20 protein-coding genes are annotated in these 25,838 nt (G+C 61.3%); 10 read left to right on the top strand and 10 right to left on the bottom strand.

The features are described 5' to 3' along the window. Positions 1–61 precede the first annotated feature (61 nt). Positions 62–427, top strand: a complete 366-nt coding sequence (locus C9411_RS19380) for a DUF1801 domain-containing protein (protein WP_107227714.1) — start codon at positions 62–64, stop codon at positions 425–427. A gap of 51 nt (positions 428–478) precedes the next feature. On the opposite strand, the gene serS is transcribed toward C9411_RS19380, so the two are convergent. The 5 genes from serS to lrp all read right to left on the bottom strand — a co-directional run bounded on the left by serS (position 479) and on the right by lrp (position 8,298). Beyond that, on the bottom strand, positions 479–1,771 hold the full coding sequence (serS, locus tag C9411_RS19375) for a serine--tRNA ligase (protein ID WP_015377321.1): 1,293 nt from the start codon (positions 1,769–1,771) through the stop codon (positions 479–481). A 109-nt stretch (positions 1,772–1,880) separates the two neighbouring features. After that, a complete protein-coding gene (locus C9411_RS19370) occupies positions 1,881–3,167 on the bottom strand; it encodes a replication-associated recombination protein A (RefSeq protein WP_060421860.1) in 1,287 nt (428 codons plus the stop codon). 67 nt (positions 3,168–3,234) lie between these two features. Beyond that, entirely contained in the window at positions 3,235–3,846 is a 612-nt protein-coding gene (gene lolA / locus C9411_RS19365; RefSeq protein WP_063989414.1) for an outer membrane lipoprotein chaperone LolA, read from the bottom strand. 198 nt (positions 3,847–4,044) lie between these two features. Beyond that, complete coding sequence (locus C9411_RS19360; protein WP_107227713.1) at positions 4,045–7,683, bottom strand: DNA translocase FtsK 4TM domain-containing protein; 3,639 nt, start codon at positions 7,681–7,683, stop codon at positions 4,045–4,047. A 120-nt stretch (positions 7,684–7,803) separates the two neighbouring features. Then, positions 7,804–8,298 carry a leucine-responsive transcriptional regulator Lrp gene (lrp, locus tag C9411_RS19355; protein WP_004928318.1) on the bottom strand — a complete coding sequence of 165 codons (495 nt, stop codon included), beginning with the start codon at positions 8,296–8,298 and terminating at the stop codon, positions 7,804–7,806. A gap of 654 nt (positions 8,299–8,952) precedes the next feature. Here lrp and trxB point away from each other — a divergent pair. The 7 genes from trxB to infA all read left to right on the top strand — a co-directional run bounded on the left by trxB (position 8,953) and on the right by infA (position 16,361). Next, positions 8,953–9,924 carry a thioredoxin-disulfide reductase gene (trxB, locus tag C9411_RS19350; RefSeq protein ID WP_047727946.1) on the top strand — a complete coding sequence of 324 codons (972 nt, stop codon included), beginning with the start codon at positions 8,953–8,955 and terminating at the stop codon, positions 9,922–9,924. Positions 9,925–9,999: 75 nt separating this feature from the next. Next, positions 10,000–10,887, top strand: a complete 888-nt coding sequence (locus C9411_RS19345) for a LysR family transcriptional regulator (RefSeq protein ID WP_063989412.1) — start codon at positions 10,000–10,002, stop codon at positions 10,885–10,887. A gap of 93 nt (positions 10,888–10,980) precedes the next feature. Further along, a complete protein-coding gene (gene gstA / locus C9411_RS19340) occupies positions 10,981–11,598 on the top strand; it encodes a glutathione transferase GstA (protein ID WP_063989411.1) in 618 nt (205 codons plus the stop codon). Positions 11,599–11,773: 175 nt separating this feature from the next. Further along, entirely contained in the window at positions 11,774–13,540 is a 1,767-nt protein-coding gene (cydD, locus tag C9411_RS19335; protein WP_107227712.1) for a cysteine/glutathione ABC transporter permease/ATP-binding protein CydD, read from the top strand. A gap of 2 nt (positions 13,541–13,542) precedes the next feature. Further along, positions 13,543–15,282 (top strand): cysteine/glutathione ABC transporter ATP-binding protein/permease CydC, encoded by a 1,740-nt coding sequence (gene cydC, locus C9411_RS19330; protein WP_107227711.1) that lies wholly within the window; start codon positions 13,543–13,545, stop codon positions 15,280–15,282. Positions 15,283–15,311: 29 nt separating this feature from the next. Further along, positions 15,312–16,037 (top strand): leucyl/phenylalanyl-tRNA--protein transferase, encoded by a 726-nt coding sequence (aat, locus tag C9411_RS19325; RefSeq protein ID WP_063989408.1) that lies wholly within the window; start codon positions 15,312–15,314, stop codon positions 16,035–16,037. A gap of 105 nt (positions 16,038–16,142) precedes the next feature. Continuing rightward, positions 16,143–16,361, top strand: coding sequence for a translation initiation factor IF-1 (infA, locus tag C9411_RS19320; RefSeq protein WP_002211347.1), 219 nt, complete (start codon positions 16,143–16,145; stop codon positions 16,359–16,361). 208 nt (positions 16,362–16,569) lie between these two features. Here infA and clpA read toward each other — a convergent pair whose 3' ends face one another. Both clpA and clpS read right to left on the bottom strand, forming a co-directional pair. After that, on the bottom strand, positions 16,570–18,849 hold the full coding sequence (gene clpA, locus C9411_RS19315; RefSeq protein WP_004928343.1) for an ATP-dependent Clp protease ATP-binding subunit ClpA: 2,280 nt from the start codon (positions 18,847–18,849) through the stop codon (positions 16,570–16,572). A 27-nt stretch (positions 18,850–18,876) separates the two neighbouring features. Next, positions 18,877–19,197 (bottom strand): ATP-dependent Clp protease adapter ClpS, encoded by a 321-nt coding sequence (clpS, locus tag C9411_RS19310; protein ID WP_004928347.1) that lies wholly within the window; start codon positions 19,195–19,197, stop codon positions 18,877–18,879. 355 nt (positions 19,198–19,552) lie between these two features. On the opposite strand from clpS, the gene cspD reads away from it, so the two are divergent. Continuing rightward, positions 19,553–19,774: a cold shock-like protein CspD gene (gene cspD, locus C9411_RS19305; RefSeq protein WP_004928349.1), complete on the top strand. Its 222-nt coding sequence runs from the start codon at positions 19,553–19,555 to the stop codon at positions 19,772–19,774. 87 nt (positions 19,775–19,861) lie between these two features. Here the strand turns inward: cspD and macB are convergent, their stop codons facing one another. After that, positions 19,862–21,808: a macrolide ABC transporter ATP-binding protein/permease MacB gene (macB, locus tag C9411_RS19300; RefSeq protein WP_107227710.1), complete on the bottom strand. Its 1,947-nt coding sequence runs from the start codon at positions 21,806–21,808 to the stop codon at positions 19,862–19,864. Further along, the gene (gene macA, locus C9411_RS19295; RefSeq protein ID WP_107227709.1) at positions 21,808–22,923 is read right to left on the bottom strand and encodes a macrolide transporter subunit MacA; all 1,116 of its coding nucleotides are present in this window, start codon (positions 22,921–22,923) and stop codon (positions 21,808–21,810) included. Before macA ends, macB begins: the two co-directional genes overlap by 1 nt. Before the next feature lie 194 nt (positions 22,924–23,117). Between macA and C9411_RS19290 the strand changes: the two genes are divergently transcribed. Beyond that, a complete protein-coding gene (locus C9411_RS19290; protein ID WP_063989405.1) occupies positions 23,118–24,071 on the top strand; it encodes a VirK/YbjX family protein in 954 nt (317 codons plus the stop codon). Between the two features lie 14 nt (positions 24,072–24,085). Here the strand turns inward: C9411_RS19290 and C9411_RS19285 are convergent, their stop codons facing one another. Then, a complete protein-coding gene (locus C9411_RS19285) occupies positions 24,086–25,744 on the bottom strand; it encodes an ATP-dependent endonuclease (RefSeq protein WP_107227708.1) in 1,659 nt (552 codons plus the stop codon). Positions 25,745–25,838: the final 94 nt, after the last annotated feature.

Raw genomic sequence — 25,838 nt, 5'->3', positions numbered from 1 at the left:
GCTAACCGGCTGAAAAAGCGCTATGCTCAGCGCAGAGCGAATTTGACGACAGAGAGGCAAGATGAGTCAGGCAAATGATGCGGCGGTAGAGGCCCTGCTGGCGGACATCGGCAGCACGCACGGTGAGCTGCTGGCCATCGTGCAGCAGGTGCGCAGGATCGCTGCGGCGAGCGGCAACGGCGTCACCGAATCGGTCAAATACGGCGGTATCATGTTCTCGCATGGCCAATTTTTCTGCGGCGTTTTCGCCTACCGCCACCACGCCACGGTGGAGTTCGGCCACGGCTACCGGCTGGCAGACAGTCATCACCAGCTCGAAGGCAGCGGCCAATATCGGCGGCACATCAAGCTCCACTCGCCCGCCGAGGTGAAAAGCAAGCATCTGGCGGACTACATTCAACAGGCTTATGCGCTGACTACGGGCTGAATTCTCGACATAAAAAAAGCGCCCGTAGGCGCTTTTTTCGTGGTTTGCCGTTTAGCCGATATATTCCAGGCCGCCCATATAAGGACGCAGCACTTCAGGCACCTGAATGCGGCCGTCGGCCTGCTGGTAGTTTTCCAGCACCGCCACCAGCGTACGACCAACCGCTAGGCCGGAGCCGTTCAGGGTGTGAACCAGACGCGGTTTCTTGTCGGCTTTGCTGCGGCAGCGCGCCTGCATGCGACGCGCCTGGAAATCCCACATGTTGGAGCAGGACGAGATCTCGCGGTAGGTATCCTGCGCCGGCAGCCACACTTCCAGATCGTAAGTTTTGCACGCACCGAAGCCCATGTCGCCGGTGCACAGCAGCACCTTGCGGTAAGGCAGGTTCAGCAGCTGCAGCACTTTTTCCGCGTGGCCGGTCAGCTCTTCCAGGGCATCCATCGAATCTTCCGGACGAACGATCTGCACCATCTCGACCTTGTCGAACTGGTGCATGCGGATCAAACCACGGGTGTCGCGGCCGTAAGAACCGGCTTCCGCACGGAAGCATGGCGTGTGTGCGGTCATCTTCAGCGGCAGAGTTTCCTCTTCCACGATCTCGTCGCGCACCAGGTTGGTCAGCGGCACTTCCGCCGTTGGGATCAGCGCGTAGTTGCTGCTGTCGGCTTCTTCTTCCAGCGGACGGGTATGGAACAGGTCTTCGCCGAACTTCGGCAGCTGGCCGGTGCCATACAGCGTGGCGTGGTTGACCAGATAAGGCACGTAGGCCTCCAGGTAGCCGTGCTGCTCGGTGTGCAGATCCAGCATGAACTGAGACAGCGCGCGGTGCATGCGGGCGATTTGCCCTTTCATCACTACGAAGCGCGAACCGGTCAGCTTAACCGCGGCGGCAAAATCCAGCCCGCCGGCCATTTCGCCCAGGTCGACGTGATCGCGCACCGCGAAGTCGTACTGGCGCGGTTCGCCCCAGCGGGTCACTTCCAGGTTTTCACTGTCGTCTTTACCATCCGGCACGGCGTCGTCCGGCAGGTTAGGCAGCGTCAGGGCGTAATCGCGGATCTCGCTCTGCAGCGCATCCAACGCCGCCTTGGCGGCATCCAGCTTGTCACCCAGCTCGTTCACTTCGCGACGCAGCGGCTCGATATCTTCCCCACGCGCTTTGGCCGCGCCGATGGATTTCGATCGGGAGTTGCGTTCCGCTTGCAGCGTTTCAGTTTCTACCTGCAGAACTTTGCGACGTTCTTCCTGCGAACGCAGCAGATCCAGATCGAGTTTAAAGCCTCGGCGAGCCAGTTTGACGGCGACTGCGTCTAGCTCATTACGCAGCAGATTGGGATCGAGCATGCTAATCCTGTGCTTGTTGTTATTGAAAGAAGTGTTGTTGTTCTATGCGGCTGATTTATAGCCGCATAAAAGAAGAGTGATACCCGCTAACCTTACCGCAACGGCCTCGCTAGCGGTAGCGTTTTGTCGGGCTATTTTGATCCTGCTCAGCCAGCCATGCCAACTTTTCGCCGATTTTCCCTTCCAGCCCGCGCGAGGTGGGTTGATAGTAGCGCGTATGGGCCATTTCAGGCGGGAAATAGTTCTCGCCGGCGGCGTAGGCGTTGGGTTCGTCGTGGGCGTAACGGTACTCCGCTCCCAGCCCCATCTCCTTCATCAGCTTGGTCGGCGCGTTGCGCAGGTGCTCCGGTACGTCATAATCGGCCTGCTCTTTGGCGTCGCGCATGGCAGCCTTGAACGCGGTGTAAACCGCGTTGCTCTTCGGCGCGCAGGCCAGGTAGACGATCGCCTGCGCGATGGCGCGCTCGCCCTCCGCCGGCCCCACGCGAGTGAAGCAATCCCAGGCGGCGATCGCCACCTGCATGCCGCGCGGATCGGCGTTGCCCACGTCTTCAGAGGCAATCGCCAACAGACGGCGCGCCACGTAGAGCGGATCGCCGCCGGCGGTAATGATGCGCGCATACCAATACAGCGCCGCGTCCGGTGCCGAGCCGCGCACCGATTTATGCAGCGCGGAAATCAGGTCGTAATAACGGTCGCCCTTGTTGTCGAAGCGCGCGCTGCGTTCGCCCGACACCTCTTTCAGCAGCTCCGGTGTCAGCACCCGCACGCCTTTGGCGTCTAACTCCGCCATGTCCGCCATCATTTCCAGGCTGTTCAGCGCCCGGCGCGCGTCGCCGCCCACCAGCTCCGACAGCAGGCGGCGCGTTTCCGCCGGCAGCTCGACGTTCTGATTGCCAAAGCCGCGCGCCTTGTCGCCCATCGCCTGATCCAGCACCTGGCCGATATCCTCGGCGGTCAGCGCCTTCAGCAGGTAAACGCGGGCACGGGACAACAGCGCCGAGTTCAGCTCGAACGACGGGTTTTCGGTGGTGGCGCCGATAAAGGTGATGGTGCCGTCTTCAATGTGCGGCAGGAAAGCGTCCTGCTGACTTTTGTTGAAGCGGTGCACTTCGTCGACGAACAGAATAGTGCGGCGGCCGGCGTCGCGGTTTTGTCGCGCCCGCTCGATCGCCTCGCGGATCTCCTTGATACCGGAGGTCACGGCGGAGATCCGTTCGACATCCGCCTGACCGTAACGGCCGATCAGCTCTGCCAGCGTCGTCTTCCCGGTGCCCGGCGGCCCCCATAAAATCATCGAGTGCAGCTGCCCGGCCTCGATGGCTCGCGGCAGCGGCTTGCCGGCGGCCAGCAGGTGCTGCTGGCCGATATACTGCGCCAGCGTGGTTGGCCGCATACGCGCGGCCAATGGCTGGAACTCGTTCTGGGAAAAATCGAGCGACAGATTATTACTCACTTGCACCTCACTGGCGCTGGTCGTCCAGCGTCACCCCCTTCGGCGGGGTAAATTTGAATTTGGCCGGATCGGCGGCAACGTTCTGCTGGCTTTTCAGCGCGTAGGAACTACGCTGGCCATCCTGCTCCACCGCAGCGAAGCTGCGAATGGTACCGCTGTTGGTCACGCTGATGGCGAACTGCTTCAGGTTGCCGCTGGCGGACTTCGGCGTCAGCTCGAAATCATCGCCCTTTTGCTTCACGTTGTACTGTTTCCAGTCGCTGGCATTATTGCGGGTGATCAGCATAAACGGCGTATTGCCGGTGGCGTTCTTCAGCCAGGTCGCCGTCACCTGCTCGACGAACGGGTTATAGAACCACAGAGTCTGGCCATCGGAGACCAGCACGCTCTCATCGGGCGACGTCATGTGCCAGTTGAAGAGGTTTGGCCGCTTCACCCACAGCTCGCCTTCCCCCTGTTGCACCGCTGCACCGTCGGCGCTGGTCACGGTTTGCGAGAAGCTGGCGTGGAAACTGTTCACCTTCGCCAGGCGACTTTGCAGATCCTGTGCGGCATCGGCCAGCACGGAGGTAGACGCGAATCCCGAAAGCAGACAGCAGGCAACTAACAGTTTTTTCATTATTCCAGATACCTTATGAAATGCGTTAACCGCAGGGCGACGCCGTGCGGGTCAAATCAACCCTCTACCCGGTTACTTTACCCGAAGCCGGCGATCGGCCGGTAGGCCAATGTTCCGAGAAGAAACGGGTTTACGCTTCTTTGCACAAGGGCCGCTTAAGCGGCCCTTTCTTATTGAATTGCAATGGCTAAACGACCATCAATCGTGCCGTGGCGGCGCCAGCACCTCACGGTTGCCGTTGTGCCCCTGCTCGCTGACGATGCCTTGCGCTTCCATCTGTTCGATGATGCGCGCCGCGCGGTTATAGCCGATACGGAACTGGCGCTGCACGCCGGAGATGGAGGCACGGCGTTTATCCACCACGAAATCCACCGCCTGATCAAACAGCGGATCCAGCTCTTCGTCGCCATCCATACCGCCGCCAGCACCGCCCTCGCCGTCTTCACCGCCGCTGAGAATACCCTCTTTATATTGGGGCCGCTCGCGCGCTTTCCAATCCTTGACCACCGCATGCACTTCCTGATCGCGCACGAATGCGCCATGTACACGCACCGGAATGGAAGAGTTCGGCGCCAGATAGAGCATGTCGCCCATACCCAGCAAGGACTCGGCGCCCCCCTGATCGAGGATGGTGCGGGAGTCGATCTTGCTCGACACGGTAAAGGCGATACGCGTCGGGATGTTGGCCTTGATAAGACCCGTGATCACATCCACCGACGGACGCTGGGTCGCCAGCACCAGGTGGATACCCGCCGCACGCGCTTTCTGCGCCAGGCGGGCGATCAACTCTTCGACCTTCTTGCCGACCGTCATGATCAGATCGGCGAACTCGTCGACCATCACCACGATGTACGGCTCTTTCTCCAGCACCGGCGGCGTGATATCCATGCTGTCGGTCGGCTTCCAGAACGGATCCGGGATCGGCCGCCCCATCGCTTCGGCCTGATCGACGCGTTCGTTGTAGCCGGCCAGGTTACGCACGCCCAGGGCAGACATCAGCTTGTAGCGGCGTTCCATTTCACCCACGCACCAACGCAGCGCATTGGCGGCGTCTTTCATGTCGGTCACCACATCGGTCAACAGGTGCGGAATGCCTTCATAGACCGACAGCTCCAGCATTTTCGGGTCGATCATGATAAAGCGCACTTCTTTCGGCGTGGCTTTATACAGGATGCTCAGGATCATGGCGTTGACCCCGACCGACTTACCGGAACCGGTGGTACCGGCGACCAGCAAGTGCGGCATTTTGCCCAGATCGGCCACCACCGGTTCACCGGAGATGTCTTTACCCAATACGATGGACAACGGCGACGGGTTGTCACGGAAGGCCGGGCAATCCAGCACTTCGCGCAGATACACCGTTTGCCGCTTGGCGTTCGGCAGCTCCAGACCGACATAAGGCTTACCGGGGATCACTTCCACCACGCGCACCGCCGAAGTCGACAGCGACCGCGCCAGATCGCGCGACAGGTTGGAAATGCGCGCCGCTTTAACGCCCGGCGCCAGATCCAGCTCGAAGCGGGTGATGACCGGCCCCGGCAGGATATCCACCACGTCGGCTTTTACGCGGTAATCGGCCAAACTGGCCTCCACCAGGCGCGCCTTCTGTTCCAGCGCGAAGGAATCGACCGGCTCCACCTCTTTCGGCGCTTCGGTCAGCAGATCCAGCGTCGGCAGCGGCGTGGTCGGCTTCTGCAGCGGCTGATCGTTGCGCATCAGGAACGGGTGAATCAAGCTGTCCATCGCCGGATGTTGCTCGGCCGGTGCTTGCTGAGACTGCGGCTGCACCGGTTGCTGTGGCTGCTGATATTGCTGCGGCGACAGCTGTTGATACTGCTGTTGCGGCTGCTGGTATTGTTGAGGCTGTGAGTGCGATTGCTGAGGTTGAACAGCCGGTGCCACAGGCTCAAACTGGCCGAATGGCACGTCATCCTCTTGCTCGCTTTGCTGTTCAATGCGCTCTTCAAGCTGCGGGGACAGCGTGAACATCGGTTCGCTCGGGCCATCGTCCACCAGATCCGCCATCGGCGAGAAGCTGAAAGCATTGCGGGTATCGACCGGGCTGGCGGCAGGCACCTGCGGGGCAGTCTCTTGCTGACCATAACGCGCCTGCTGCTGCTCGGCGAACGCCTGGCGCAGCGCAGCCTCTTGCCGCGCCTCTTCATCGTCTTGTTGGATTTCACCGTAACGTTGGTTCTGTTGTTCGGCGAACGCCTTGCTCAGCTCGGCTTCCTGCTGAGCATTTTCATCATCCTGCTCCGGCTCGTAGCTTTCGCCATAGCGCTGGCTTTGCTGCGTGGCGAACGCCTGGCGCAGCGCGGCTTCTTGCTGCGCCTCTTCTTCCTGCGGATTCACCGCCGTCGGCTGTTGAGGCTCCGCCTGGCGCTGTTCCTGCTCGGCCGCACGCTGCGAAGGCAGCTTGATGCCGTATGAGGCCAGCTCACGACGGGTCGGAATACGTACCGGATTCGGCCGCGGCAGCTCAGGGCCGATGCCCTGTTTAACCTGCGAATTGCTGTCGCTGGTCGCCGTGAAGGCCGGCATAAAGGTCGCCGCCGCGGTACCTGCAGCAGCAGCGGCTGCCGTATCCAGCTGTGGCTTGGCACCGGTAGCGCTGAAACCGTCCGAACCACCGATGTCGACGCTATCGCGCTGCGCGGCGGTAAAATCAAAGGGAGAACGCGCCGGCGGCTGCGGTGCAGCCGGCTCTTGCCAATTGCCCAAGCGCGGCTCATCGTCATCCTGATAAGGATCGACAGGGCGCGTCGCCTTAGGTACAGGCGTTTCTTCCGGGATCTCGAAGGAATACAGCGGCGGCGTGGCGTCTTGCGCCGGGGCGCTCACCGGGTGCTGATTGACCGAGGCCGGCGCGGCCGGCGCCACCGTTACCGACGGCGCCTGTGTGGCGATCGGTGCGGCAACGGGCTCGTGGATCTCTGCCTTTACCGCTGGTGCAGGCGAAGCCGCCGGCGTGATTGGCGCGGCGTCGGTTTCAACCTCACCATCGTCGGCACGCAGGCCGCTGAGCAACGGATCGGCGGCGTCTTCCGCCGCCTCTTTGGCGCTTTCGGTGACCGAAGGCGCGGAGAACAGCACGTCGTCATCGGCAACCGCGGCGCCGGCGGCGGTCGTGGCAACCGCGGCTGCGGCGCCCTTCCCTGCCTGCTCAGGCTCGTCGTCAACGTAACGCTCGTCATCCTCGAAATAGCGCTCTTCGCGGCGTGAGCGGTTGGTCATCACTGTCGCGACGCCCAGCACCGCCCCGCCTATCTTCTCGGCGATGACCAGCCAGGACCAGCCGGTAAACAGCGTCAACCCCGCCGCCCACACGCACAGCAGCGCCAGCGTGGCGCCGATGCCGTTGAACCACGGCAACATGGCGTTGCTCAGCAGGCTGCCGATCACGCCGCCGGAAGCGAAGTAATAGAGATCGTCAACGTTCAGCGCCGCCAGCCCGCAGGAGGTGAGCACTAACGCCAGGGTGCCGATCAGGCGCAGGGAGAGCGCGAAATAGTCGATGTAGTCTCTGTTGCCGCGCTGGCGATAGGCCGCCCAGCACAGGATCAGCATGATCGGTGGTATCGCGTAAGCGAGCACCCCGAAGGTGAAGAACAGCGTGTCGGCCAACCAGGCCCCGACACCGCCGCCCAAATTGTGAATCGGCTCATGCCACGCGGTCTGCGACCAGCTTGGGTCAGACGGGTTGAAACTGACCAGCGCAGCCATGAGGTAAACGGCAAAAATCGCTACCACGATAAGCACAGCCTCCAGCAAACGCCGGCCACTGCTGAGTCTTTTCAGGGTAACTTCTTTATCTTCTGTATATTCCTGGCTCAAGAAAGGCTCTCCAGGTTCCTGTTAGCTGACATAGCAACAGCGCCGAGAAGCTTCCCCGGCGCCGAAACTGTATGAATAAACAGGAGTGTAACCAATTTAATCAGGTTTTGCACCTGCACCTTACCGTGTTTTGATAACCAGACGGTTACTCTGTTTCACTTCTTCCATCACTACATAGGTACGGGTGTCGTTGACCCCCGGCAAACGCAGCAAGGTTTCGCCCAGCAATTTGCGGTAAGCCGACATGTCCGGTACGCGGGTTTTCAACAGGTAGTCGAAATCACCGGAAACCAGATGACACTCCTGAATCTCTTCAAGCTTCTGCACTGCCGAGTTGAATTGCTCAAACACATCCGGCGCGCCGCGGTTCAGCGTGATTTCCACGAAAACCAACAGGGACGCATCCAGATAATGCGGGTTAAGCAATGCGGTATAGCCATGAATGAAACCCTGGCGCTCGAGACGGCGCACGCGTTCTAAACATGGTGTCGGGGATAACCCCACGCGCTTCGAAAGCTCGACGTTCGAAATACGCCCATCCTTCTGCAGCTCATTCAGGATGTTGCGGTCGATACGGTCAAGATCTTTACCCGGGCGTTTCTTGTTGTCTGCCATTATTATTGTCTCTCTTATTTTCTTCCGTGCACTTGCCACACCCTAGCCAACGTCAATGTGTAAGGGTTCGTTCCAAGCGAAGACCCGATGCCTGTCATATGCTTCTTCACTACCATCATTCCACGCCGCACAGCCTGTCTGTCCAACCCCGCGCGACGCCGGTAACGACGTTTAGGTCGAGAAAAAATCAGCAAACGCTTGCGCGCCCTGCTCCGCAAACCCACCGCGCATTGCCGCCTCGCGGCGCAAATACGTACGATTTGCTGGTGTTACGGGGATAATTTCTTCTTCCTATGATGTTTTCGCAAATGCGCAGCGGATTGTCAAAGTAAAAGAAGCAAAATCAGAACAACGTACCGTCACGAAAAGTCTGCATCCCATTTTTGGTTATGAATCGCTGGTTGGTAAACCCCAGCCAGGAGCGGCTCAAGTCGCAGAATGCGCCGTTTTTGCGCGGTTGGTGATTCAGTGGCCGAATGCGGCTTTGATAAGGTAAATTTCTGCGTTTGGCGTGCGATTTGCCAACAGCGGGTGCATTAATAGGCGACAACTATCATACAAATCGTTAACAACGTCGCCCGGCGCTTTTTTTACTGCGCCATTTTCCCTACAATCGGTTCCATTGTCCGCCATTGTGGAATAAAGAGGTTATTCATGGGCACGGCTAAACATAGCAAATTACTGATTCTGGGCTCCGGCCCGGCCGGTTACACCGCCGCCGTTTACGCGGCGCGCGCCAACCTGAGCCCGGTGCTGATCACCGGTATGGAACAAGGCGGCCAGCTGACCACCACCACCGAAGTGGAAAACTGGCCGGGCGACGCCGAAGGCCTGACCGGCCCGGCGCTGATGGAGCGCATGCGCGAGCATGCGGAGAAGTTCCAGACTGAAATCGTCTTCGATCACATCAACAGCGTCGATCTGCAGCAGCGTCCGTTCCGCCTGTTCGGCGACAGCGGTGAATACAGCTGCGACGCGCTGATCATCGCGACCGGCGCCTCCGCCCGCTACCTTGGCCTACCTTCCGAAGACGCGTTCAAGGGCAAAGGCGTTTCCGCCTGTGCGACCTGCGACGGTTTCTTCTACCGCAACCAGAAAGTCGCAGTGGTCGGCGGCGGCAACACCGCCGTTGAAGAAGCGCTGTACCTGTCCAACATCGCCGCCGAAGTTCACCTGATCCACCGCCGCGACAGCTTCCGCTCGGAGAAGATCCTGATCGACCGGCTGATGGAAAAAGTGAAAAGCGGCAACATCGTGCTGCACACCGACCATACGCTGGACGAAGTGCTGGGCGATGAAATGGGCGTGACCGGCGTGCGTATCCGCAGCACCAAAGCGGAAAACGAAACCCGTGAACTGGAGCTGGCCGGCGTGTTCATCGCTATCGGCCACAGCCCGAACACCGGCATCTTCGGCGGCCAGCTGGAGCTGGAAAACGGCTACATCAAGGTGCAGTCCGGCATTCACGGCAATGCGACCCAAACCACTATCCCCGGCGTCTTCGCCGCAGGCGACGTGATGGATCACATTTACCGCCAGGCAATCACCTCCGCCGGCACCGGCTGTATGGCGGCGCTGGACGCAGAGCGTTACCTGGACGGCATCGCCGGCGCAGAAGTCTGCTAAGGCTTTCTCACCACCAGCAAAAAGCGGCTCTCGGGCCGCTTTTTTTGTCTTCGCTCCTCAAGAGGATGCACGCCGATGCATAATCTTCTTCACTGGCGCCTGCTGGTTGCCGTCGCCGACAGCGGCACCATCACTCAGGCTGCGGCGCTCTGCGGTATGACGCAGTCTGCCGCCAGCCAGGCCATCGCTCAACTGGAGACAATGCTGAGCACCCGGCTTTTGGTTCGCCAACCGCACAATGTCGTCCTGACCCAAAGCGGCCTGCAGATCGTCGCCCATGCCCGCACGATGTTGGAAGCACTGCGGGCCATTCAGCAATGTGCGCAACAAGCCGGCAACGCGCACGCGGGCAAAATACGCCTGGCCAGTTTCCCGTCGGCATTCAGCAAACTGTTGCCGCCGCTGCTGCGCAAATTTCGCCGTCTGTACCCCGACATTGAGCTGATTACGCTCGAGGGCACCGACCACGAAGTGGAGAGCTGGTTAGCATCGGCGACGGCTGACATCGGCGTGGTGCTCAATCCGGCGCCGGAGCGGCTGTGCTTCCCTTTGGGGGAGGATGCCTGGCTGGCGGTCGTGCCCAGCGCGCACCCGCTGGCGCGAGCGCGGCGGCCGGTGGCGCTGGATGCCCTGTTCCGGCTGCCTTTTATCCTGGCGACCGGCGGCTGTGATGTGAATGCGCTACGCTTGGCGCAGCAGTCAGGTTTGGCGCTGGCCGATATCCGCGCCACCGTCAGCGATTGGCAAACGGCATTGACGCTGGTCAGGGAAGGCACGGGCGTCACGCTGATGCCCGCGTCCGTGATCCCGCCCGACGCGCTTGGGGTTTGCACTCTGCCGCTCGTTGCGCCGATTTATCGCCGTTTCGGCCTCGCGTACTCATCCGAGGCGGCGGCCCTGCCCCCCGTCCAAACCCTGCTGAGTTACCTGCGAGAACAGGAGCAAACTCTGGCCAGTCGCTGAGCTAATAGCGGCTTTCTGAAATTTCCATTTTCCCGCCGGCATCGGTGTCGGCATGCTGTGGCGAGCGTTCTCATTAACCCACAAGGAAATAGCATGAAGCTGTATTTTGCTCCCGATGCGTGCTCGCTTGCCCCACATATCGTCCTGCGCGAATTAGCGCTCCCCTTCACCCTGGTCAGGGTGAACAATCGCAGCAAGCGCTGCGCCGACGGTGAGGACTTCTATCGCATCAACCCCAAAGGTTACGTCGCCGCCCTGCAACTGGATGATGGTAACGTGATCACCGAAGGCCCCGCTATCGTTCAATACCTCGCCGACCTGCGCCCAGAGCGCCGGCTTGCGCCGCCACCGACGGCCTTTGAGCGGGTACGGCTGCAGGAATGGCTTAATTTCATCACCAGCGAGATCCATGCCGGTGCCGCCCCTTTATTCAATGACGCTCTGCCCGACGTCGCCAAGGCATTGCTGCGCGATAAGTTGAGGCGGCGATTGAGTTACCTCGCGCAAGCTTTGGCACCACAAACCTATCTGCTGGAAGCGCATTTCAGCGTCGCTGACGCTTATCTGTTTACCGTGTTGCGCTGGATGGCGCGCTTCGAGATTTCGCTGAGCGAGTGGCCGCCGCTCCAGCATTATATGGCGCGGATCGCAGAGCGAGCGTCGGTGCGCGCCGCTCTGGAAGCCGAGGCCGTGAGTGAGGAAGTCAAATAGTCGGTAACGCGTCTGTTATAGCCACATTTGGCCGCTTTATTATTTTCAGTCTGCCGGGTGACGAGGTAACATGGGACCTCGCTTGTTTGTCGCCGATTGCGCCAAACACTATTATTTAACAGTACGTTAACCCAGCCCGTAACAAACGGGCGCCGGCGACGCAGACGCATATCTGATGAAAAAAACCAGACAGCAACAGTTAACCCGTTGGCTTAAAACCCAGAGTTCGTTAGCGCAGCGTTGGCTGCGCCTTTCCATGCTGTTGGGGCTGTTCAGCGGCCTGCTGATCGTGGCGCAGGCCTGGCTGCTGGCCAGCCTGCTGCACGCCCTGATCATCGAGCATACCCCGCGCGAACAGCTGATCCCTTCGTTCATCTGGCTGGCCGCCGCGTTCGCGTTGCGGGCACTGTTGAGCTGGCTGCGGGAACGGATCGGCTTCCTGTGTGGCCAGGTGATCCGCCAGCGCATGCGCCAACAGGTACTGGATAAGCTGCAGCAGCTCGGCCCGGCCTGGATCCAAGGCAAACCGGCGGGCAGCTGGGCCAGCATCATCGTCGAGCAGATCGAGGATATGCAGGATTATTACTCGCGCTATCTGCCGCAGATGTATCTGGCGGTCTTCATCCCGCTGCTGATCCTGATCGCCGTCTTCCCGATCAATTGGGCCGCAGGCATCATTCTGCTGGCGACCGCGCCGCTGATCCCGCTGTTTATGGCGCTGGTCGGCATGGGAGCCGCCGATGCCAACCGCCGCAACTTCGTGGCGCTGGCGCGATTGAGCGGCAATTTCCTCGACCGCCTGCGCGGCCTGGATACCCTGCGACTGTTCGACCGCGCGCAGGCCGAAACCGCGCAGATCGCCAAATCCTCCGAAGACTTCCGCAGCCGCACCATGGAAGTGCTGCGCCTGGCCTTCCTCTCTTCCGGCGTGCTGGAGTTCTTCGCCTCGATCTCCATCGCCGTGGTGGCGGTGTACTTCGGCTTTTCCTACCTCGGCGAACTCAACTTCGGCAGCTACGGCCTCGGCGTGACGCTGTTTTCCGGTTTTCTGGTGTTGATTCTGGCGCCGGAGTTTTTCCAACCGCTGCGCGATCTCGGCACCTTCTACCATGCCAAAGCGCAGGCAATCGGCGCGGCGGAAGCGCTGGAAACCTTCCTCAGCGCCGAAGGCGAGCAGATGGGCAACGGCACGCGGCAACTGCCCGCCGATCAACCGCTGACGCTGCAGGCGAACGCGTTGGAAATCCTGTCGCCGAACGGCGTGCTGCTGGCCGGGCCGCTGAGCTTCACCCTACAACCGCAGCAGCGCGTGGCGCTGGTCGGGCTAAGCGGCGCCGGCAAAAGCTCGCTGCTGAATCTGCTGCTCGGCTTCCTGCCCTATCGCGGGTCATTGAGCGTCAACGGCATTGAGCTGCGTGAACTGTCCGCCGAAACCTGGCGCCAGCAGCTGAGCTGGGTCGGCCAGAACCCGCACCTGCCGGCGCAAACCCTGCGCGCCAATATCCTACTGGGCTGCCCGCAGGCCGACGAAGTGCAGCTGCAGCAGGCGGTGGAACACGCCTACGTCAGCGAACTGCTCCCTTATCTGCCGCAGGGGCTCGACACCGAAGTGGGCGACAACGCCGCCCGCCTGTCGGTCGGTCAGGCGCAGCGCGTGGCGGTCGCCCGGGCGCTGATCGGCCCGCGCCGCCTGCTGCTGCTGGATGAACCGGCCGCCAGCCTCGATGCCCACAGTGAACAGCGGGTGATGCAGGCGTTGAACGCCGCTTCGCATCAGCAAACCACCCTGCTGGTAACGCACCAGCTGGAAGACACCGAAGACTACGATCAGATTTGGGTGATGGATAACGGGCGCATCGTGCAACAGGGCGATTACGCCACCCTCAGCGCCCAGCCGGGCCTGTTTGCCACTCTGATCGCCCATCGCCGCGGGGAGCTTTAATCATGCGCGTTTTGCTGCCGTTTTTGGCGTTGTATCGCCGCCATAGCCTGCTGATTAGCCTGGGCATCCTTTTGGCGATCGTCACTCTGCTGGCCAGCATCGGCCTGCTGGCACTCTCCGGCTGGTTCCTGGCCGCCTCGTCGCTGGCCGGATTGGCTGGCCTGTTGACCTTCAACTACATGCTGCCGGCCGCCGGCGTGCGCGGCGCGGCAATCTTCCGCACTGCCGGGCGCTATGCCGAGCGAGTCGTCAGCCACGACGCCACCTTCCGCGTGCTGTCGCATCTGCGGGTGTTCACCTTCAGCAAGATCCTGCCGCTGACGCCGGGGGGTATCGCCCGCTTCCGCCAGGCCGAGTTGCTCAACCGCCTGGTGGCGGACGTGGACACGCTGGATCATCTTTATCTGCGGGTGATCTCGCCGTTGATCAGCGCGGCGGTGGTGATCCTGGTAGTCACCTACGGCCTGAGCTGGCTCGATCCTGCGCTCGCCCTGACGCTGGGCGGCATTCTGTTGCTGCTGTTGCTGCTGGTGCCGCCGGTGTTCTATCGCGCCGGTAAACCGATCGGCGGCCAACTCACCGCGCTGCGCGGCCAATACCGTACCGATCTGACCGCCTGGCTGCAGGGGCAGGCGGAGCTGGTGGTGTTCGGCGCCGTCAACGATTTCCGCCAGACGCTGAACGCCACCGAACAGCGGTGGCAACGCCGCCAGTGGCAGCAGGCCTCGCTGAGCGGCAAGGCGCAGGCGCTGATGATCCTCGCCAGCGGGCTGACGGTGACGCTGCTGCTGTGGCTGACCGCCGCCGGCATCGGCGGCGAAACCCAGCCCGGCGCGCTGATCGCGCTGTTCGTCTTCGCCGCGCTGGCGTCGTTCGAAGCGCTGATGCCGGTCGCCGGCGCCTTCCAGCACCTCGGCCAGGTCATTGCCTCCGCCACACGGGTCAAACAGATCATCGATCGTCAGCCGGAGGTCACCTTCCCGGCCGCTGGCCCGGCCGCCGCCGATCGGGCACAGCTTAGCCTGCAGCAGCTGAGCTTCACCTACCCCGATCAGCCGCAGCCGGTATTGCGCGACGTCACGCTCGAGATCGCGGCCGGCGAACACATCGCCTTGCTCGGCCGTACCGGCTGCGGCAAGTCCACCCTGCTGCAGCTGCTGACCCGCGCCTGGCGCCCCGACGGCGGCAACATTCTGCTCAACGGCGAACCGCTGGAGGATTATGATGAAACCACGCTGCGTCGGATGACCACGGTCGTCAGCCAGCGGGTGCATATCTTCAGCGACACCCTGCGGGAAAACCTGCGGTTGGCCGCGCCGGATGCCGACGACGCTCGCCTGAGCGACGTACTGCAGCAGGTGGGGCTGGGCAAATTGCTGGACAGTGACGGCGGGCTGAACGCCTGGCTGGGCGAAGGCGGCCGGCAGCTGTCCGGCGGCGAACAGCGCCGTCTGGGCATTGCCCGCGCGCTGCTGCACCCTGCCCCGCTGCTGCTGCTCGACGAACCGACCGAAGGGCTGGACGCCGAAACCGAGCAGCAGATCCTGGCGCTGCTGCGCCGGCATTGTCAGGGTAAGACGCTGATCCTGGTGACGCACCGTCTGTACGGCCTGGAGCATCTCGACCGCATTTGCGTGATGGACGATGGCCGGATTGTCGAACAGGGCGATCACGCCACCCTGATGCGCAGGCAGGGCCGCTATGCCCGCTTTCGCAACCGTATCAGCAACCTGGCGCCGTAATCGGCCCGTAGAGGACGCAGAGAGCCTGTATGCGCATCGTTAAGCTTTCCCCCCAATCGCTGGCGTTTCCCTCGCCTGAGGGCGCCCTGCGCGATCCCAACGGCCTGCTGGCGATCGGCGGCGACCTGACGGCGCCGCGGCTGCTGGCGGCCTACGAGCGCGGCATTTTCCCGTGGTATTCGCCGGGTGAAGCGATTCTGTGGTGGTCACCCGATCCGCGTGCGGTGCTGTTCCCGGCCGAGTTTCATCTCAACCGCAGTCTGAAGCGCTTTTTACGCCACGATCCGTTTCGCATCACGCTCAATCACGATTTCGCCGCGGTGATCGCCGCCTGCGCCCATCGGCCGGATGAAGGCACCTGGATCGGCCCGGAGGTGCAGCGCGCCTATCAGCATCTGCACCGTCTCGGCTACGCGCACTCGGTGGAGGTATGGCAGGATGATCAACTGGTCGGCGGCATGTACGGCGTGGCGCAGGGCGCGTTGTTCTGCGGCGAATCGATGTTCAGCCGCGTCACCAACGCCTCAAAATGCGCATTGATGGCCTTTTGCCGCCATTTTGCCGCTTATGGCGGGGAATTGATTGACTGCCAGGTGCTGAACGCTCACACTGCCCGCCTTGGCGCGCGTGAAATTCCGCGCCGTCAATTTTTGCAGCAGCTCAGCACCCTTCAACGGCGGCCTTTGGCGCCGGCGTGCTGGGAGCAGCAAGTCATATCCCCACAGCCGGTTGAACCGCCCTCTCCAGTAAACTAATTGATGGAAACGGTGCAATGTTCACCGACACATCTTTACATAATGGGGGTTTTTCGGCATTATCTTGCCGGTTAAAAACTAAGGTAGTTAGACCTAGAGGATTCGATGGCCAAAGAAGACAATATTGAAATGCAGGGCACCGTTCTTGATACGCTGCCGAACACCATGTTCCGCGTTGAATTGGAAAACGGGCACGTGGTAACCGCACACATCTCCGGTAAAATGCGTAAAAACTATATCCGCATCCTGACGGGCGACAAAGTCACTGTAGAGCTGACCCCGTACGACCTGAGCAAAGGCCGCATTGTCTTCCGTAGCCGTTAATCGGCTCACCGCGCGCCACATGCTGGCGGCATCGAGGATGTAATCCCTCGGGAGCCCTTTCCGTTTACCCCCGCAGCGACGTTATACAACGGGTTGCAGGTGCGCAGGTAAACTGAGAGGGCTCACTCGTTTCTGTTGTACGGTGAATCTCACCCATAAAAAAAGCGATGCCAAAGCATCGCTTTTTCTTTGCCTGAAGCCGGCCTTCTTAGTGCACCGCGCCCTCGTCCGCCTTGCGCTTGGCGGCGCTGAGGAAGTGGTAGGTCAGCTGTTTCTTGTCCTTGTCCAGCTCGACCTTCACGGAACCGCCGTCCACCAGCGAGCCGAACAGCAGTTCGTTGGCCAACGGTTTCTTCAGGTTCTCCTGCATGACGCGCGCCATCGGGCGAGCACCCATCGCACGGTCGTAGCCCTTCACCGACAGCCAGTCGCGCGCTTCGTCGCTCACTTCCAGCGAGACGCCCTTCGCATCCAGCTGCGCCTGCAGTTCGACGATAAACTTGTCGACCACCTGCTGGATCACCTCGGTAGACAGATGGTTGAACCAGATGATGTTGTCCAGACGGTTGCGGAATTCCGGCGTAAACACCTTCTTGATCTCTTCCATCGCGTCGGTGCTGTTGTCCTGCTGCACCAGGCCGATCGATTTGCGTTCGGTTTCCCGCACCCCGGCGTTGGTGGTCATCACCAGGATCACATTGCGGAAGTCCGCCTTGCGGCCGTTGTTGTCGGTCAGCGTGCCGTTGTCCATCACCTGCAGCAGCAGGTTGAACACGTCCGGGTGCGCCTTCTCGATCTCATCGAGCAGCACCACCGCATGCGGATGCTTGATCACCGCATCGGTCAGCAGCCCGCCCTGATCGTAACCGACATAGCCCGGAGGCGCGCCGATCAGACGGCTGACGGTATGCCGCTCCATATACTCGGACATGTCGAAACGCAGCAGCTCGATATCCATCGCCTTGGCCAACTGTACGGTGACCTCGGTTTTCCCGACCCCGGTCGGCCCGGCGAACAGGAAAGAACCGACCGGCTTGCGCTCGTGGCCCAGACCGGCGCGGCTCATCTTGATCGCTTCGGTCAACGCTTCGATCGCCTGATCCTGGCCGAACACCAGCATCTTCAAACGATCGCCCAGGTTTCTCAGCACGTCGCGATCGCTGGCCGACACGGTTTTCTCCGGGATGCGCGCGATGCGCGCCACCACGGATTCGATATCAGCCACGTTGACGGTTTTCTTACGCTTGCTGGCCGGCATCAGCCGGCTGCGGGCACCCGCCTCGTCGATCACGTCGATCGCCTTGTCCGGCAGATGACGATCGTTGATGTATTTCACCGACAGCTCCACCGCGGCGCGGATCGCCTTGGCGGTATAACGCACATCGTGGTGCGCTTCATACTTGGCCTTCAGGCCGTTGATGATCTGAACGGTTTCTTCCGCCGTCGGTTCAGTGATGTCGATCTTCTGGAAACGGCGCGCCAGGGCGCGATCCTTTTCGAAGATGTTGCTGAACTCCTGGTAGGTGGTCGAGCCGATCACCCGGATTTTGCCGCTCGACAGCAGCGGTTTGATCAGGTTGGCGGCATCCACCTGCCCACCCGAAGCCGCACCGGCGCCGATGATGGTGTGAATTTCATCGATGAACAGGATGCTGTTCTGATCCTGCTCCAGCTGCTTGAGCAGCGCCTTGAAGCGCTTCTCGAAGTCGCCGCGGTATTTGGTGCCGGCCAGCAGTGAACCAATATCCAGCGAATACAGCGTGCAGTCCGCCATCACTTCCGGCACGTCGCCCTGCACGATACGCCAGGCCAGGCCTTCGGCGATGGCGGTCTTGCCGACGCCGGATTCGCCGACCAGCAGCGGGTTGTTTTTACGACGACGGCACAGCACCTGAATCGCGCGCTCCAGCTCACGATCGCGGCCGATCAACGGATCGATGCCGCCCACACGGGCCAACTGATTGAGGTTGGTGGTGAAGTTTTCCATACGGTCTTCCCCTCCGGACTGCTCTTCGTTCACCGGGTTTTCCGCATTCGGCGCTTGGCCCGGCTCGTCTTTACGCGTGCCATGTGAAATGAAGTTCACCACGTCGAGACGGCTGACGTCGTGTTTGCGCAGCAGATAGGCCGCCTGCGACTCCTGCTCGCTGAAGATGGCCACCAACACGTTGGCGCCGGACACTTCGCTGCGGCCGGAAGATTGCACATGGAAGACCGCACGCTGCAGCACGCGCTGGAAACTGAGCGTCGGCTGAGTGTCGCGCTCTTCTTCGCCGGCGGGCAGCGTCGGTGTGGTTTGTTCGATGAAGGCTTCCAGCTCCTGGCGCAACGCGGCCAGATCCACCGTACATGCCTCAAGCGCTTCTCGCGCGGCAGGGTTGCTCAGCAACGCCAGCAACAGGTGCTCCACGGTCATAAACTCGTGTCTGTGCTCACGCGCCCTGGCGAAAGCCATGTTGAGACTGAGTTCCAGTTCTTGATTGAGCATAAGCACCTCCCCAATAGATTGCCTTATTCAGGCTTTTTCCAGCGTACAAAGCAACGGATGCTCGTTCTCCCTTGCGTACCGGTTCACATGGACGACTTTGGTTTCCGCCACCTCGGCGGTAAAAACACCACAGATCGCCTTGCCTTGATAGTGGACCGTGAGCATCAGTTGCGTTGCGCGTTCAATATCATAAGAAAAGAACTTTTGCAGAACGTCAATCACAAATTCCATCGGTGTGTAATCGTCGTTGTTAAGTATAACTTTATACATAGACGGCGGTTTTACCGCATCGATTTGTTTTTCTTCGGCCAAGTGTTCAAAGTTTAGCCAGTCGTTGTTATTGCCCATCGCTGCTCATCTTCTCTGCTCTGCCCTCTGATATGGGGGCAGGTTTCGGTTATTCAAAGTGGGGATAGTTACTATTTTATCATCTTCGGCCTCGTCCCGCCGCACTGTAACGTGCGCAAAAAAACGGGCCAATTGTGACTGAATCGTGGCAATAGCGTTACCTGCTTCAAACTTTGGTGAACTGCTCCCCGCCGACAAAAGCCGATCCCTTGACGCCCCGATCATTTGCTCTAGAGTGTAAATTCGTGGCTGGTGGTCTTTTAACCACCCCTTGTCCACCCTGCTACCCGCCCACGGCGGGTGCGAATTCAGTTATTCATCTCACTTAAAATAGCGTTGCGAGGGATGTAAAAGCATGGAGACGGGTACTGTTAAATGGTTTAACAACGCCAAAGGCTTTGGCTTCATCTGCCCAGCCGGCGGTGGCGAAGATATTTTCGCGCATTATTCCACCATCAAGATGGATGGTTACAGAACGTTGAAGGCGGGCCAGCAGGTCAGCTTCGACGTGCATCAAGGGCCAAAAGGGAACCATGCCAGCCTTATTGTGCCGGTGGAAAGCGAGGCGCTGTCCTAAACGCTTCCGGCAGCGTCGCGCTGCATTGACCGTGACTGCGATAAAAATGCCAGCCGCCGTGTGACTGGCATTTTTTATGCCTTTTACTTACTCGCGCGCCAGCGCATCGATCGGATTCAGCCGCGCGGCATTTCGCGCCGGCAGGTAGCCGAACACCACGCCGATGCCGGTGGAACAGAGGAACGCGCTCAGCAACGCCGCCGGCGGGAAGCTGATCTGCCAGCCCGGCAATACCAGCTGCACCGCCAGGCCGATGGCGAACGACAGCGTAATCCCCAGCGCGCCCCCCACCAGGCAGACCAATACCGCCTCGATCAGAAACTGCTGCAACACGTCGCCGGAACGGGCGCCCACCGCCATGCGGATGCCGATCTCGCGCGTGCGTTCGGTCACCGACACCAGCATGATGTTCATCACGCCGATACCGCCGACCACCAGCGAAATCACCGCCACCAGCGTCAGGAACAGCTGCAGCGTGCGGGTGGTTTTCTCAGCGGTTTGCACCAGGCTGTCCATGTTATAGGTGAAGAAGTCCTTCTTGCCGTGACGCAGCGTCAACAGGCGCGACAGCTGCTGTTCCGCTTCCTTGCTGTCGTAGCCGTCGCGGATGCGCACGGTGATCGAGTCAAAATAATTATTGCCCATCAGCCGGTTGGCCATGGTGCTGTAAGGTACCCACACGTTCAGCGTCTTGCTGCTGCCGAACATCGACTGCTTCTCCTTGGCCACGCCGACCACCGTCGCCGGCATGTTGCCTACCAGGATCACCTCGCCCACCACGTTCTTCTGGTGCGGGAACAGCCGCCGCTGGGTATTGGCGTCGATCACCACCGTCTGCGCCTGCGACTGCACCTGCAGCGGATCGATGCCGACGCCCTGGGTAAAGCTCATGCCGTACACGCGGAAGAACTGCTCGCTGACGCCGTTGACGTTGGCCGCCGCGTCGACGTTGCCCAAGCGCAGCCGCATGCTGCTGCTGATGCTCGGCGACAGCGCGCTGATGTAAGGCTGTTCGCGCAGCGCATCGAGATCGCCGTATTTCAACGATTGTCGGTAGGTCGGATCGTCATCGCCGAAGTCCTTGCCGGGATAGATATCGACGGTGTTGGTGCCGATGGATTTAATGTCCGCCAGCACCATCTGCTTGGCGGCGTCGCCGATCACCAGGATCGACACCACCGAGGCGATGCCGATAATGATGCCGAGCATGGTCAGCGCGGTGCGCATCTTGTTGGCCGCCATCGCACGCCAGGCCATCACCAGCGCCTCGCGGAAACGGCCGCCCACCTGCCGCCAGGAAGGTGCCGCAGTGGCCAGCGCCAGCGGCTTGGCCTGCGCGTTCTCCTGCGGTGCCGGGCGCGAATCGGCGATGATCTCGCCGTCGCGGATCTCGATGATCCGCTCCGCCTGGCGCGCTACCGCCGGATCGTGGGTCACCAGGATCACCGTGTGGCCCTGGGCGCACAGCTGCTTGAGGATCGCCATCACCTCTTCGCCGGAGTGGCTGTCGAGCGCACCGGTCGGTTCATCCGCCAGGATCACCTGCCCGCCGTTCATCAGCGCGCGGGCGATGCTGACGCGCTGCTGCTGGCCGCCGGAAAGCTGGCTTGGCCGGTAATTGACGCGCTCCCCCAGCCCCAGACGCCGCAACAGCGCCACCGCCCGTTCGCGCCGCGCCGCTTTGCCCAGCCCCGCGTACACCGCCGGCACTTCGACGTTGTGCGCCGCACTCAGGTGCGGCAGCAGATGATAGCGCTGAAAGATAAAGCCGAAATGCTCGCGCCGCAGCTGCGCCAGCGCATCGTCGCTCAGCGTCGCCACATCCTGCCCGGCCACCCGGTACACGCCGGCGCTCGGCTTGTCCAGACAGCCGAGAATGTTCATCAGCGTCGATTTTCCGGAGCCGGAGGCCCCCATGATCGCCACCATTTCACCGGCGTCGATGCTCAGGCTGATCCCCTTCAGCACCTCCACCGTCTGCTCGCCGGAACGGTAGCTGCGGCGAATGCCGCTCAGCTGCAACAGCGCCGCCATCAGCCGGCCTCCACGCCGCCGCGGCTGACGATCACCTCATCGCCCGCCTCGAGGCCGCTGAGGATCTGTACGTCGATATTGTTACGCAGGCCGATAGCCACCTCGCGCTTCTCTTCCTTGCCCTGCTTCAGCACCGAGACGTGGTAGCGATTGTCGGCGATCTGATCGCCCAGCGCCGCCAGCGGGATCACCAGCGCCTGCTCGACGCCGGCCAGCTGGATATGCACCTGCGCCGTCATTTGCAAGCGCAACAACCTTTCCGGGTTGGGCACTTCGAAACGCGCATAATAGAAGATGGCGTTGTTGACCTTTTCCGGCGTCGGCTGAATGTCTTTCAGCACGCCGTCGAAGCGCCGGGTCGGATCGCCCAGCACCGTGAACCAGGCCTTCTGACCCGGCTTGAGGTTAATGACGTCGGCCTCCGACACCTGCGCCTTCACCAGCATGGTGCCGAGATCCGCCAGCGTCAGAATGTTCGGCGCCTGTTGCGCCGCGATCACCGTCTGGCCCTGCAGCGTGGTGATCTGCACCACGTCGCCATCCATCGGCGCCTCGATGCGGGTATAGGCCAGGTTGATCTTGGCGGTATCCAGGCTGGCCTGGTTCCGCGCGATCTGCGCATTGATGGTGCCCACCTGCGCTTTCTTCACCGCCAGCTGCGTCACCGCCTGATCCAGATCCTGGCGCGACACCGCCTGCAGTTTGGCCAGCGCCTGGTTGCGCTGCAGCGTGACCGCCGCCAGCTGCTGCTCGGCCTGCGCCTGCAGCAGCTGTGCATGCAGTTCACGCAGCGTCGCCTCGCCTTCGCGGATGCTGTTCTGCGCCTGTTGCGGATCGATAACCCCCAGCAACTGGCCTTTCTTCACCTTGTCGCCGATCTCGACATACAGCTTTTCCAGCTGCCCGCTGACCTGCGCGCCGACGTCAACCTTGCGCACCGCGTCCAGCTGGCCGGTCGCCAACACGTTCTGCTGCAGATCGCGCTGGGTGACCTTTACCGTTTTGAAATCGGTTGGCGCCGGATGGCGAAAGTGCCAAACGGCCGCCGCGGCAATCGCCGCAATGACCGCCAGAACGAGTATCCAGCGGCGTTTATGTCCTTTAAACCCTGTCAAAATTGACCTGCCTGTGCTTGTGAATATCAACCGCCCATTGCGGCGGCGGAGCTAAATTAGCACGCACCGTAGGGAATAACTAAACCTTAGCTCAACACAATGTGGAGACACGCCTGGTTACAGTTCAGCATTGAACTCCCGTTTAGTGAAGCCTTGATGAAATAGCGCCATTCAATACAGCCAAGGATTTCATCATGTCACAGCTCAGCTACCCACTCGCCTCCGCCCGGCCGCTTAACGGCTGGCAACTGATGACGGCGCTGATCAATGGCGAAAAGGCGCCAAGCAACGCCTGGAAAAAAACCTCGTTTCGCCTGAAGTTTCTCGGCCGTTCGCTGCTCAACTGGCGCACCACCAGCGGCCTGCTCAGCACCCTGGCCAGCAACCCGCTGCTGGAGGAGATTCTGAGCGCGCAGCCGAACCTGCCGTGCAAACTGCATCGCCCCTACCTGGCAGCCAACATGAACAAGATCGAATGCCTGTTCGCCCTGCGCGATCATTACGATCTCATCGTGCAGCGCATGCCGCTGAAGATGCGCCTCGGCCACCTCGGCCCGCAGCCTTTCCTGCTAGCCAGCGCGATGGGCAAAAACGAAGCGCCGATCGCGCTGGAACTGGCGGCGATCGACAAACTGAATAAGGAAGGGGAAGCCACGCTGCTGCTGCGCAACGCCAACGGCGTGATGCTGGCGGAGATCACCTTTGCGCTGATGCATTATCAGCAGCAGCCGACGCTGTTTATCGGCGGCCTGCAGGGCGCAAACCATGAGGTGCCGCACGCCGAGATCCAGCACACCACCAAAGAGTGTCACGGCCTGTTCCCCAAACGGCTGGTGCTGGAAGGCATCTGCACGCTGGCGCGGCACCTCGGCATCCGCCAGATCGTAGCGGTCGGCAACGCCACCCATATCTATCAAAACTGGCGTTACCAGAGTAAGAAGAAAGACCAACTGCACGCCGATTACGATCAGTTCTGGCTGTCGATGGGCGCCAAACCGCTCGACAGCGGCTATTTCCTGCTGCCCGAGCGCATCGCTCGCAAGCCGATCGAAGAGATTGCCAGCAAGAAACGCGCCGAGTATCGCCGCCGCTATCAGTTGCTGGACGAACTGGAACAGGGATTGGCGGCGCATTTCTGCGCCCGATAACGCCCGGCGGGCCGTCAGTCCGCCCGGCCGCGCGCCAGCCAGATCACCCGTGAGAACATTTTCTTCAGCAGCGGCGGCACCGAGTCCGTGCCCCATTCGCCGGCCTGCATCGCGACCTCGATCGCCAGATCCGGCTTGGACGAGTGGTGGACCGCTTTCAGGATCACCTTGCGCACCGGCATCTGCGCGTTGAGCGGCACCGACGCCATCCGGTGATAGACCGGGCCAAACCCTTCGCGGAACATGAAGTGCTCCATGTCCGGCGCCGGCAGCGCGGTCAGCCGATCGCGCTCGTTGTCTTCATGATTGTCCAGCAGGCTGCGCACGGTATTGGCGTACTTTTTGCCCGCCTCGTCGCCGTCCACCAGCGCATGCCACTCGATGCCCATGCGGCGGGCGAAGCGCAGCAGCGGCTTCAGGCCGCACTGGGCGAATTCGATGACCCGCACCCCTTCCGCCTCGAAATGGTAGCCGCACTGGCGCGCCAGCTCGTTCAGCAGCCACACTTCGGTCTCGCCTTCCACCAGCAGCCAGCAGCGGGCGAACAGCGACGACGGCCGGTTAAAACGGATGTGAAACGCAATGCGCCGCCCATCTTCGGCGCTCAGCCCGCGCGGCCCGAGACGGTAGGTCGCGACCCGCCCCGACTCGCGCACCAGCCGGCAGACGTGCTCCACCGGCACCAGCGACACCAGTTCGCTGGAGTTAGTGGTGGTGATGCGCTGCAGCGGCAGCTGATTGAGCAGCCCCCAGGCCACCGACAGCATGATCGGGTGCAGGCGAGTTTCCGGGTCCTCCACCAGCAGCAGCGGCCGGGCATGCGGATCCAGCTTGACGTCGCCCTTGGCCTGCAGCAGGGTGGAAAACATCCCCAGCAGGATCAGGCGCATGCTGCGGCTGTTCGGTTCAGCCACTATGCGGTTGATGCCGTCCAGCGCGCGCCAGGCATCCTGCTCCGGTTCCCCGCCGCGGCGGCGCGGCCGCGCCACCTGCGAACTCTGCTCGGCGAAGTAGTGCTCCAGCAACTGCTGCATGGCCGCCAGGCCCTGACGCAGTTCGCCGTTGGTCAGCTTCTGCGGATTGCGCACCAGCTCGCGCGTCAGCTGATCCAGCTGCTGCGCCAGCGCCTGGGTATCGGGTTTGCGTTCATCGCCGAGGCTGCTGGGGCGCAGGCGGCGAATAAAGCGCGCGTCGCGAAGGCGCAATACCGGGTGGATGCGGATGATGGCGTGGGCCAGCTGTTCGATATGGTGCAGTTGAAAGGCGTTGCCGTCAGCATCGAGAAAACCGCGCCAGGTGCACACCGTGCCGTCGTCGGCCAACTCGCCTTCACAGCGGTAATGAATGCGGCTCAGGCCATCCTCGCCCTTGACCCACAGCGGCGTCAGGTGGCGATAGCGCGGCAGATGCGCATGGCCGATGTCTTTTTCGCAGAAGGTGAACACCACCTGCAGGTGGCGCTCTTTGGCCGACTCTTCACCGGGGGGGAAATGAAAGTCGTGCGCTTCAAACCGATACAGCTTCTGCTCCGGCGCCAACAGCAGCGTCAGCGCATCCAGCAGGCTGGATTTACCCCAGGCGTTTTCGCCGAGCAACAGCGTGTTGTCGTCCAGCATCAGGGACAGCCGGTTAATGCCGCGAAAACCTACAATTTCGATACGCTCCAAGAACATCCGCCGCCTCCCGTGCGCGCCGTCGCCTCTTCAATGAGGAGACCTTCACAGAGCATGGTCAAAAAACCCCTTGCAGGTCAAGCGGCCAACGTCA

This window comes from Serratia sp. Nf2, assembly GCF_003028435.1.
Taxonomy (GTDB): Bacteria; Pseudomonadota; Gammaproteobacteria; order Enterobacterales; family Enterobacteriaceae; genus Serratia; species Serratia marcescens_L.
The sequence above is the reverse complement of the archived record's forward strand: the minus strand, read 5'-3'. Positions and strand labels throughout refer to the sequence as shown.

Excerpts from the sequence above, each read along its gene's own strand:
- C9411_RS19380 (WP_107227714.1), top strand. The coding sequence starts at position 62 with ATGAGTCAGGCAAATGATGCGGCGGTAGAGGCCCTGCTGGCGGACATC.
- serS (WP_015377321.1), bottom strand. The coding sequence starts at position 1,771 with ATGCTCGATCCCAATCTGCTGCGTAATGAGCTAGACGCAGTCGCCGTC.
- C9411_RS19370 (WP_060421860.1), bottom strand. The coding sequence starts at position 3,167 with ATGCGGCCAACCACGCTGGCGCAGTATATCGGCCAGCAGCACCTGCTG.
- lolA (WP_063989414.1), bottom strand. The coding sequence starts at position 3,846 with ATGAAAAAACTGTTAGTTGCCTGCTGTCTGCTTTCGGGATTCGCGTCT.
- lrp (WP_004928318.1), bottom strand. The coding sequence starts at position 8,298 with ATGGCAGACAACAAGAAACGCCCGGGTAAAGATCTTGACCGTATCGAC.
- trxB (WP_047727946.1), top strand. The coding sequence starts at position 8,953 with ATGGGCACGGCTAAACATAGCAAATTACTGATTCTGGGCTCCGGCCCG.
- C9411_RS19345 (WP_063989412.1), top strand. The coding sequence starts at position 10,000 with ATGCATAATCTTCTTCACTGGCGCCTGCTGGTTGCCGTCGCCGACAGC.
- gstA (WP_063989411.1), top strand. The coding sequence starts at position 10,981 with ATGAAGCTGTATTTTGCTCCCGATGCGTGCTCGCTTGCCCCACATATC.
- cydD (WP_107227712.1), top strand. The coding sequence starts at position 11,774 with ATGAAAAAAACCAGACAGCAACAGTTAACCCGTTGGCTTAAAACCCAG.
- cydC (WP_107227711.1), top strand. The coding sequence starts at position 13,543 with ATGCGCGTTTTGCTGCCGTTTTTGGCGTTGTATCGCCGCCATAGCCTG.
- aat (WP_063989408.1), top strand. The coding sequence starts at position 15,312 with ATGCGCATCGTTAAGCTTTCCCCCCAATCGCTGGCGTTTCCCTCGCCT.
- infA (WP_002211347.1), top strand. The coding sequence starts at position 16,143 with ATGGCCAAAGAAGACAATATTGAAATGCAGGGCACCGTTCTTGATACG.
- clpA (WP_004928343.1), bottom strand. The coding sequence starts at position 18,849 with ATGCTCAATCAAGAACTGGAACTCAGTCTCAACATGGCTTTCGCCAGG.
- clpS (WP_004928347.1), bottom strand. The coding sequence starts at position 19,197 with ATGGGCAATAACAACGACTGGCTAAACTTTGAACACTTGGCCGAAGAA.
- cspD (WP_004928349.1), top strand. The coding sequence starts at position 19,553 with ATGGAGACGGGTACTGTTAAATGGTTTAACAACGCCAAAGGCTTTGGC.
- macB (WP_107227710.1), bottom strand. The coding sequence starts at position 21,808 with ATGGCGGCGCTGTTGCAGCTGAGCGGCATTCGCCGCAGCTACCGTTCC.
- C9411_RS19290 (WP_063989405.1), top strand. The coding sequence starts at position 23,118 with ATGTCACAGCTCAGCTACCCACTCGCCTCCGCCCGGCCGCTTAACGGC.
- C9411_RS19285 (WP_107227708.1), bottom strand. The coding sequence starts at position 25,744 with ATGTTCTTGGAGCGTATCGAAATTGTAGGTTTTCGCGGCATTAACCGG.